The organism is Bradyrhizobium sp. USDA 376, from assembly GCF_054063675.1.
In genome coordinates, this window is record NZ_JBSSGN010000001.1 from 1881003 (window position 1) to 1890590 (window position 9588).

Consider the following 9588-nt stretch of genomic DNA (forward strand, 5'->3'; position numbering starts at 1 on the left):
CCTAGTTCCTGATGTCCATGGCGCTGCGCAGGCCGTCCGAGAGGAGGTTGAAACAGATCGAGACCGCGAAGATCATCGCGCCCGGCAATGCTGCGACCCAGGGATTGACATAGATCGCGGTGCGCAGCGTGTTCAGCATCAGGCCCCATTCCGGCTCCGGCGGTTTTGTGCCGAGGCCGAGGAAAGAGAGACCGGCCGCCAGGATCATCGAGACCGAGATCAGGCTGGTGGCATAGACGAAGATCGCGCCGAGCACGTTGCCGAGGATATGCACGCGCATGATGGTGAAGGCGCCGGCGCCGGAGGCGCGCGCGGCCTCGACGAAGTCCATGTTGCGCACGCCGGTGGTGACGCTCTCGGCGACGCGGGTGATCTGCGGCACAAACACGATGGTGAGCGCCACGATGGAGTTGAGGATGCCGGCGCCGAGCGCGCCGGAGATCGCGATGGCCAGCAGCACCGACGGGAAGGCGTAGAACACGTCCACCGTGCGCATGATCGCGGTGTTGAGCTTGCCGCCGACATAGCCGGCGACGATGCCGAGCGAGGTGCCGATGCAGAAGGCGAGGATGACCGGCAGGATGCCGATGACCAGCGACAGCCGCCCGCCATAGATCAGCCGCGCCAGCATATCGCGGCCGAGCTCGTCGGTGCCGAGCGGGTAGCCGACCGTGCCGATGTGGCGGAGGCGGCGGATCATCGAGCCCTTGTAGGGGTCTTCGAGACCGAGCCACGGCGCAAGGATCGCGGAGAGGAAGATCAGCAGCAGCACCAGCGCGCAGGCCATGCTGACCTTGTCCCGCATGATGCGCCGGCCGACGGTCGCCCAATAGCCGCGCGCCTTGGTGGCAGGCGCGGCCTGCAGCGCGGCATCGGCGGTGGCGGACAACGGAAGCTCGCTCATCGGCCGGCTCCCGGTCGGCATTGTTTCAGACGGCCCAAGCTCCGGGCTCGCCTAACCTCTCCCGCGTGCGGGAGAGGTCGCGCCGAAGGCGCGGGTGAGGGCTTTCTCCTCTTGGGGGTTCTCGATTGGGGAGACACCCTCTCCCCACCCCTCCCCCGCAGGCGGGAGAGGGAGCGCATCGTCGTTGCGGTTGTACTTGGGCTCATCCCGCCAGTCTCGTGCGAGCATTGGGGCAATCGGTGCGCGCCAAGGGCGCGGTGCACCTCTCCCGCTTGCGGGAGAGGTCGCGCCGAGGGCGCGGGTGAGGGCTTTCTCCTCTTGGGGGTTCTCGATTGGGGAGACACCCTCTCCCCACCCCTCCCCCGCAGGCGGGGGAGGGAGCGCACCGTTTGCGTGGCGACTGCTGGGCTCATCCCGCTAGCCCCGCTTGATGCGCGGGTCGATCGCGGCTTGCGCGATGTCGACCAACAGATTGAGGAAGACGAAGAACAGCGCCAGGATCAGGATCGTGCCCTGCAGCAGCGGCAGGTCGCGCTGGAAGATCGCCGAGTTGAGCAGGAAGCCCGAGCCCGGCCAGGAGAACACGGTCTCGATCAGGATCGAGCCGCCGAGCATGTAGCCGAGCTGAAGCCCCATCACCGCGAGCGCGGTGGGCGCGGCGTTCTTGATGACGTGGCGGAACACGCCGGTTTCGCGCAGGCCTTTTGCGCGCAAGGCTTCGACGAAGTCCTGGCTGAGGATATCGCCGGTGAGCGCGCGCACCGTGCGGGTGACGATGCCCATGGGAATCACCGAAGTCGTGATCGCCGGCAGCACCAGATATTTCAGGTGCGCCCAGTCCCACGCCCAGGAATTGGAGCCGCCGGGGCCGGCGCCGACCGCGGGCAGCCAGTTCAGCTGCACCGAGAAGATGATGACGAGCAGCATGCCGAGCCAGTAATGCGGCACGGAAACGCCGGCGATGGCAAAGGAGGTCGCGACCTTGTCGATCCAGGTCTCGCGGAAATAGCCGGCGATCAGGCCGAGCAGTATGCCCATGGTGAAGCCGATGATGGCAGCCGCGATCGCGAGCGTGACGGTGTTGCCGACCGCGCGCATGACCTCGGCGAGCACGGGACGACCCGTCGCGATGGAATTGCCGAGATCGCCATGAAGGGCACGCAGCAACCAAAGCCCGAACTGCACCGGCAGCGGGCGGTCGAAGCCATAGGCGGCGCGCAGCTGCGCCGCGAGCTCCTGCGAGGCATCGGCCGGCAGCACGGCGACGAGTGGATCGCCCGGCGTGATGTGCACGAGCAGGAAGCACACCAGCGCCACGCTGATGACGATCGGGACGACGTAGACGATGCGTCTGGCGGTATAGGCGAGCACGTTGTTTTACTCAGTTGAGTGCGTAGACATCGCGGGTCGTCATGGCCGGGCTTGTCCCGGCCATCCACGGTCTTCTTGCTCCGTCATTCCGGGGCGATGCGTAGCATCGAACCCGGAATCTCGAGATTCCGGGTTCGCCCTTCGGGCGCCCCGGAATGACCGAGCAAATGGATAGACGTGGATGCCCGGGTCAAGCCCGGGCATGACGTATTGATAGAGCGTGCTCACCTCACTAATTCACCGACACCAGCGAGAAGTCGATGAACCAGCTCTTCGGCTGCACGACGCCGGTCACCTTCGGGCTCATGGCGCGGGGGCCGACGTCGTGGGCGACGTAGAGGAAGGCGGCATCATCGACGGAGGCCGCGTGCAGCTCGGCAAGCGCGGCGTCACGCGCGACCGGATCGAAGGTCTGGCGGGCCTTCTTCACCAGCTCGTCGAACTTGGAATCGTTGATGAAGCCCCAATTGTTCGAGACCGGCGGCGCCATGCTCGATTGCAGGAAGCGCACCAGCGCGAAGAACGGGTCCATCGCCGCGTAGGTGACGTTGGTCGCGTTCGAGCCGTTGGCCGAGGGGTCCTTGGCGCCGCGGCGCCAGTTGGTGAACAGCGTGTTCCACTCGATGACGTCGAGCTTCACGTCGAAATAGCATTCGGCGAGCGCCTGCTGCAGATATTCGTTCATCGGCAGCGGCTGCATCTGACCGGAGCCGGACGCCGAAGTCTGGATCTTGACCGCAAGCTTCTTGGCTGGCCCGAAGCCGGCCTCGTGCATCAGCTTTTGCGCGGCCGCCTTGTCATACTTGATCTCGAAGCTCGGCTTGCCGCGCCAGGGATGGCCGGGCTCGAAAGTGCCGGAGGCCGGCACCATCAGGCCGGCGAGCAGGCCGTCCTTGAGACCTTCGCGATCGACGCAGAGGTTTGCCGCCTTGCGCACGCGGATGTCGTTCCAGGGCGAGCCCTCGACGCGCGAGAACTGCCACGGCCAGACATGCGGCTGCTCGTTGGCGTAGAGCTTGAAGCCGCGCTGCTTGAGCTCGGGCAGCGCGTCCGGCGCCGGCGCCTCGACCCAATCGACCTGCCCCGAGAGCAGCGCCGCGGTGCGCGCGTTCGCTTCCGGCATCGGCAACAGCACCATCTTGTCGACCTTGGGCACGCGATCCTTGTTCCAATAGCTCGCGTTCTTCACCAGCTCGAGCCGCTCGCGCGGGGTGAAGCTCGCCATCTTCCACGGGCCGGTGCCCGAGGCGTCCTTGGCAAACGCGGTCCAGGCAGCCTGCGACTTCGCCTTGGCATCGGCGCCTTCGGCCTTGTCGTAGAAGGCCTGCCACTTCGCCGGGCTCGCCATGAACAAATTGGTGAGGTTGATCGGCAGGAAGCTGTCGGGCTCCTTGGTGGTGAGCTCGACGGTCATGTCGTCGATCTTTTTGGCGGAGGCCAGCGTCGGCATGCGCGAGGCCGTGACGCCGACCTGGCTGGCGTCGAATTGCGGCGCGTCCTGCTTCAGCACCTTCTCGACATTCCACACCACGGCGTCGGCGTTGAACGGCGAGCCGTCATGGAAGGTCACGCCGGGGCGCAGCTTGAAGGTCCATTTGGTCTTGTCGGCATCGTCGACCTTCCACTCGGTGGCAAGGCCGGGGATCACCACGCTGGGCTTGTCGGCAGAGGACAGGTCCCAGCCGGTCAGCGCGTCATACATGGTAAGGCCGGTGAAGCGATTGCCTTCAAAACCCTGATCGGGTTGACCCAGCGTGCGCGGAATATCGGCAGCAGTCATCCCGATACGCAGCACCGTTTCCGCAGCTCCCACGCGGGGCCATGCGGCCGCGCTGCCAAGCGCCAAGAGCGCGATCAGCGCTGCCCGTGTCTTTTTGTTCTTGATAAGCATCGCCTCGATCCTTCTTCGGCTTTCGATGATTAATTTTGATGCAATCGTATGCAATGGCTATGCCAAGGAGAAACTTGTTCTGCAAATTGCCTATGCGACGACAAGTCCTTGTGATGACGCACGGGCGAAACCGGCGCGCTGCCTATTCTGGCATCAAGATTGCAAGTTTGGCTCCAGATCCTCCCTGGAGCTTTGGACCATGCGTATTCGTCTATCGACCTGTCTCGCCGTGCTTGCGCTGACGGTTTCCGCGATCTCGGCGCGCGCCGAAACGGTGGTGCGCTACGGCATCTCGATGGCGGACATTCCGCTGACGACGGGCCAGCCCGATCGCGGCGCCGGCGCCTATCAGTTCACGGCCTACACGATCTACGATCCGCTGGTCGCCTGGGAGATGGACGTCGCCGATCGCCCCGGCAAGCTGGTGCCGGGCCTCGCCACCGAATGGAAGGTCGACGATGCCGACAAGACGAAGTGGCGGTTCACGCTGCGCAAGGGCGTGAAGTTTCACGACGGCAGCGAGTTCAACGCCGACGCCGTGATCTGGAATCTCGACAAGGTGCTCAACGACAAGGCGCCGCAATTCGACAAGCGGCAGAGCGCGCAGGTGAAGACCCGCCTTCCCTCCGTCGCCAGCTACGCCAAGATCGACGACTTCACGGTAGAGATCGCCACCAAGACGGTCGATTCCTTCTTCCCCTATCAGATGCTGTGGTTCCTGGTCTCGAGCCCGGCACAGTACGAAAAGCTCGGCAAGGACTGGGACAAGTTCGCAAGCCAGCCCTCCGGCACCGGCCCGTTCAAGCTGACAAAGCTGGTGCCGCGCGAGCTTGCCGAGCTCAGCAAGAATCCGGACTACTGGAACAAGAAGCGCATTCCCAAGGTCGACAAGATCGTGCTGGTGCCGATGCCGGAAGCGCTGACGCGCACCAATGCGCTGCTTGCGGGACAAGTGGATCTGATCGAGACGCCGGCGCCGGATGCCGTGCCGCAGCTGAAGGCGGCCGGCATGAAGCTCGTCGACAACGTCACGCCGCATGTGTGGAATTATCATCTCAGCGTGCTGCCGGGTTCGCCCTGGACCGACATCCGCCTGCGCAAGGCGCTGAACCTCGCGATCGATCGCGATGCGGTGGTCGGCCTGATGAACGGCCTCGCCAAACCCGCCAAGGGCCAGGTCGATCCTTCCAGCCCGTGGTTCGGCAAGCCCAGCTTCGAGCTGAAATATGATCTCGCCACCGCCAAGAAGCTGGTCGAGGAAGCCGGCTATTCGAAAGCAAAGCCGCTGAAGACTACTTTCATCATCGCGCAGGGCGGCACCGGCCAGATGCTGTCGCTGCCGATGAACGAATTCCTGCAGCAGAGCTTTAAAGAGATCGGCATCGACATCGACTTCAAGGTGGTCGAGCTCGAGACGCTCTATACGCATTGGCGCAAGGGCGCCGCCGACGAGATGAACGCCGGCATCACCGCCAACAACATCGCCTATGTCACCTCGGACCCGCTCTACGCCATCGTCCGCTTCTTCCACTCCGGCCAGATCGCACCGGTCGGCGTCAACTGGGGCGGCTACAAGAATCCCAAGGTGGACGCATTGATCGACGAGGCCAAGCAGACCTTCGACAGCGCCAAGCAGGACGAATTGCTCGCGCAGGCGCATGCGCTGATCGTGGACGACGCCGTGCTGGTCTGGGTCGTCCACGACACCAACCCGCACGCGCTGTCGCCCAAGATCAAGCAGTTCGTGCAGGCGCAGCACTGGTTCCAGGATCTGACGACGATCGGCGTGGAGTGAGCGTCGAGCGCAGCTGCCGTAGGGTGGGCAAAGCGACTTGTCCGCCGTAGCTCGAAGAGCGAAGGCGGAAGCGTGCCCACCAGAGAGAAGACGTGGGCACGGCGCTACGCGCCTTTGCCCACCCTACGGGAGTTATTGATGCGGACACACTGGCGCCAAACCCTCTGCCGTCGTCCCGGGCAAGCGCCAGCGCAGACCCGGGACCCATAGCCACAGGGAGATGTTTGGCGAAGACTCGCGGTTGCCGATCTCGCCCAACAATTTCGGCTGCGGAGTATGGGTCCCGGCTTTCGCCGGGACGACACTTTTGGTGAGGCGACGCGCTCGCAAAACCCTTCACCGTCGTCCTGGCGAAAGCCAGGACCCATTACCACCGAATTCAATTTGACGAAGATTGGTGGTTAGCAGTTCGGCGCCGCAACTCCTCCCTGGGGTTATGGGTCCCGGATCGGCGCGCGCTTGAGGGCGCGCTTGTCCGGGACGACAGCGAGTGTGTGACCGCTACTTCGTCAGCAGCGCATACGCGCCGGTCCAGTCCTCCGGCGGCGGATTGAGCTGGAAATCCTTGATGCGCGCCTCGTAGAGCTTGAACAGCTTTTCCAGCGTGTCGGCGTCTTCGCTTCGGCGGCCACGCTCGATCGCATTCATGGCGCCCTGCCAGTCGCGATTGCGGTAGCAGCCGAGCATCTCGATGGTGATGTTGCGCAGGCGCTGGAAGGCGGCCGAATGCATCACGTCCTCGCGGCCGGCGATGGCGTAGATCACTTCCGGCTCGGTCTTGCCCTTGACCATGATGAAGTCGAGCTCGAGGATCGCGAACTTGTCCTTGGCGGCGAGCGCCGTCCTGGAGCCGACGATGATCGGGAAGCCGTATTCCTTGGTCTGCCCTTCCAGGCGCGAGGCCAAGTTCACGCTGTCGCCGAGCACCGAATAGTTCTTCTTGAGGTCGGAGCCCATGTTGCCGACCACGCCGATACCGGTGTTGAGGCCGATGCCGACATTGAGCGGGATGTAGACATGGCCGCCGTCGGCGGCCTCCTGCTCGCGCTCCTTGTTGACCTCGTCGATCTTCTCGAGCATCTGGATCGCGGCCTCGCAGGCGTTGACCTGGTGCTCGGCATCGTCGAGCGGCGCGTTCCAGAACGCCATGATGGCGTCGCCCATGTATTTGTCGATGTAGCCCTTTTGCTCGATGATGACGTCGGTCAGCGGCGTCAGGAAGCGGTTCATCAGCGCGATCAGGCCCTGCGGATCCTGCTTGTAGCTTTCCGAGATCGTGGTGAAGCCGCGCACGTCGGAGAACATGATCGTCATCTCGCGCTCCTCGCCGCCGAGCACCAGCTTTTCCGGCGACTGCGCCAGCTGCTCGACCAGCACCGGCGACATGTATTGCGCGAACATGCCGCGGATCTGCACGCGCTGGCGCTGCTCGCGCACGAAGCTGCCGAAGATCAGCGTCAGGTAGATCGCGGTGGTCGAGAGCAGCGGGTAAGTGAAGTCGATGAGTTGGCGGTACTGCGCGTAGAAGAACCAGGACGTGCCGACCAGGATCGCGGCGAACATCGCACCCGCCAGCACGAGGCGGACGGGGCCGAGATTCGGCGTGAAGATGATGACGAGGAGACCGATCACGAGCGCAGCGATCAGCTCGATACCGAGCGCATAGTTCGGCTGCGAGATCATCGCGCCGGTCAGCACGCTCTCCAGCACCTGAGCGTGGATCTCGACACCCGGCATGGCCCGGGATACCGGCGTGGTCTTGATGTCGTTCAGGCCGACCGCGGAGGTGCCGACCAGCACGAGCTTGCCGGCGATCTTGCTCGGCGACACCGTGTTGTCGAGCACGTCGGCGGCCGAGACGTAGATCGAGGGATCATAGCGGGCGTAATGCACCCAGAGCTGGCCGTTCCTGTCGGTCGGGATCTCGACGCCCTTGAGGCGGATGGCCCGCACGCCGGACTTGTCGGTCCGGACCAGCAGCGTCGGCGTGCTGGTGATGACCCGCAGGATCTCCAGGCTGAGCGAGGGCATGATGTTGCCCTGGGCACGCATCACCATCGGCACGCGGCGGATCAGGCCGTCGCGCTCGGTTCTGATCGTGAACAGGCCGCGACCGGCGGCGACCTTCTCGATCTCGGGCACGTTGCGCAACAAGCCGGGGAACTCGAACAGAAACCTCTCGGCATTCTCCTCACCGACCGTCGCCACCCCTGTGAAGGGAAGCGACTTGTCGATCTCCGACGTGATCTGCGACTGCCCGGTCTCGCCCAGCACCACGCGCGAGCGCCTGATCGCTTCGGAGAGGATCTGGTCGTTGCTTGGCAGTTCGCGCAGCTTGGCACGCGTGGCATCGTCCAGATAGCGCATCTGTCCCGCGACCAGGTCCGGGTTGAGCCGGTCGGGTTCCGAGAACACCACGTCGAAGCCGATCGCGACCGCGCCGTTGCTGGTGAGGTTCTGGATCAGGTCGGCGATCCGCGTCCGCGGCCATGGCCACTGGCCGAGCTTGGCGAGGCTCCTGTCGTCGATGTCGACGATGGCGACCGGCCGCACCGTCTTGTGGCGCGGGTCGATCAGCTGAAACATGTCGAAGGTGCGCAGCCGCAATTCCTGGATCGGCGGCGGGTCCCAGAGGCGGGCGCCGGCGAACGCGACCAGCAGCGCAAGGCACATCAGCCGCGCAAAGCCCAACTTTTGCGCAAACCACCGCCGCAAGATCCTGAGACGTCTCATGCTGGTCGAGTTTCCCGGAGCCCGCCTTCGGCCGTAACAGGGCCGACAATACGCAATCGGCTAGGCCTATGATACTGGAATCCGCCGCGGATGCCACGCCGCGGCCGATCCGAGCGAATGCCCGTCAGGCGTGGTTCGCAACGATGAAATCGCTGGCGTGCAGGCTGCTCGCGACGAGGTTCTTCAGCAGGATCGACTGGTGATCGTCGAGCGTGACCAGCGCGCCACCCGCCTGCTGCGTGATCACGATGTCGCTGAAGGACTTGATGCTCTCGAACTCGCGCAAGTCGATCTTGTCCTGGCCCAGCTCGAAATCGACGATCGTGCTCTGGACCGGAAGCGACGAATTCGCGAAGGTGAACTGGTCCTGCCCGCTGGTCCCGACGAGGGTCGGCCCCGTGGGCGGATCGACGACCAGCGTGCCGCCGTTGCCGTCGCTCACGAACTGGAAGCTGTCGATGCTGTAGCTGCCGGCGAACTTGATGTTCGCGGTGTCGGTGCCGTCGCTCAGCGACAGCACGCCGCCGAGATGGTCGGCGTTTTCGGTGTAGCTCACCCCGGTCAGGTGCGCGAAGTCGATGTCCTTGAGGTCGAGCAGATCCGAATTGGCGACGGTGCCGTCGCCGGCAAAGCCGTTGATCGTGCCGGTGAAATCGGCGGCGTGCTCGATCGCGAACGTGCCGGTGGTGCCGCTGTTGTTGGCGAAGGTCACGTCCTGTGACGAAGCCTCGCTGAGGTTCAGCACGGTGCCGCTCTCGATCGTCATGGGCGCGTCGGCGAGCGGATCATAGACGGTGGTGCCGCCTTGACCGTCGCTCTGAAGGTGCCAGTTCACGTCCCTGCCGAGGAACAACAGGGTCACGGTGGTCGTGCCGTTGTAGAAGCCGACCGTGG

The 9588-nt window shown here is 64.4% G+C and carries 5 protein-coding genes; 1 reads left to right on the forward strand and 4 read right to left on the reverse strand.

Features of this window, described 5'->3' with window-relative positions:
• Position 1: 1 nt before the first annotated feature.
• The 3 genes from ACVJ19_RS08740 to ACVJ19_RS08750 form a co-directional block, all read right to left on the reverse strand.
• Positions 2–904 (reverse strand): ABC transporter permease, encoded by a 903-nt coding sequence (locus ACVJ19_RS08740; RefSeq protein ID WP_211405358.1) that lies wholly within the window; start codon positions 902–904, stop codon positions 2–4.
• Between the two features lie 417 nt (positions 905–1321).
• Positions 1322–2275 (reverse strand): ABC transporter permease, encoded by a 954-nt coding sequence (locus tag ACVJ19_RS08745; RefSeq protein ID WP_453944355.1) that lies wholly within the window; start codon positions 2273–2275, stop codon positions 1322–1324.
• 232 nt (positions 2276–2507) lie between these two features.
• Positions 2508–4166, reverse strand: a complete 1659-nt coding sequence (locus ACVJ19_RS08750; RefSeq protein ID WP_453949327.1) for an ABC transporter substrate-binding protein — start codon at positions 4164–4166, stop codon at positions 2508–2510.
• 199 nt (positions 4167–4365) lie between these two features.
• On the opposite strand from ACVJ19_RS08750, the gene ACVJ19_RS08755 reads away from it, so the two are divergent.
• Entirely contained in the window at positions 4366–5961 is a 1596-nt protein-coding gene (locus ACVJ19_RS08755; RefSeq protein WP_453949326.1) for an ABC transporter substrate-binding protein, read from the forward strand.
• Positions 5962–6462: 501 nt separating this feature from the next.
• Here ACVJ19_RS08755 and ACVJ19_RS08760 read toward each other — a convergent pair.
• Positions 6463–8694: a CHASE2 domain-containing protein gene (locus ACVJ19_RS08760; RefSeq protein WP_453949325.1), complete on the reverse strand. Its 2232-nt coding sequence runs from the start codon at positions 8692–8694 to the stop codon at positions 6463–6465.
• Between the last annotated feature and the right edge of the window lie 894 nt (positions 8695–9588).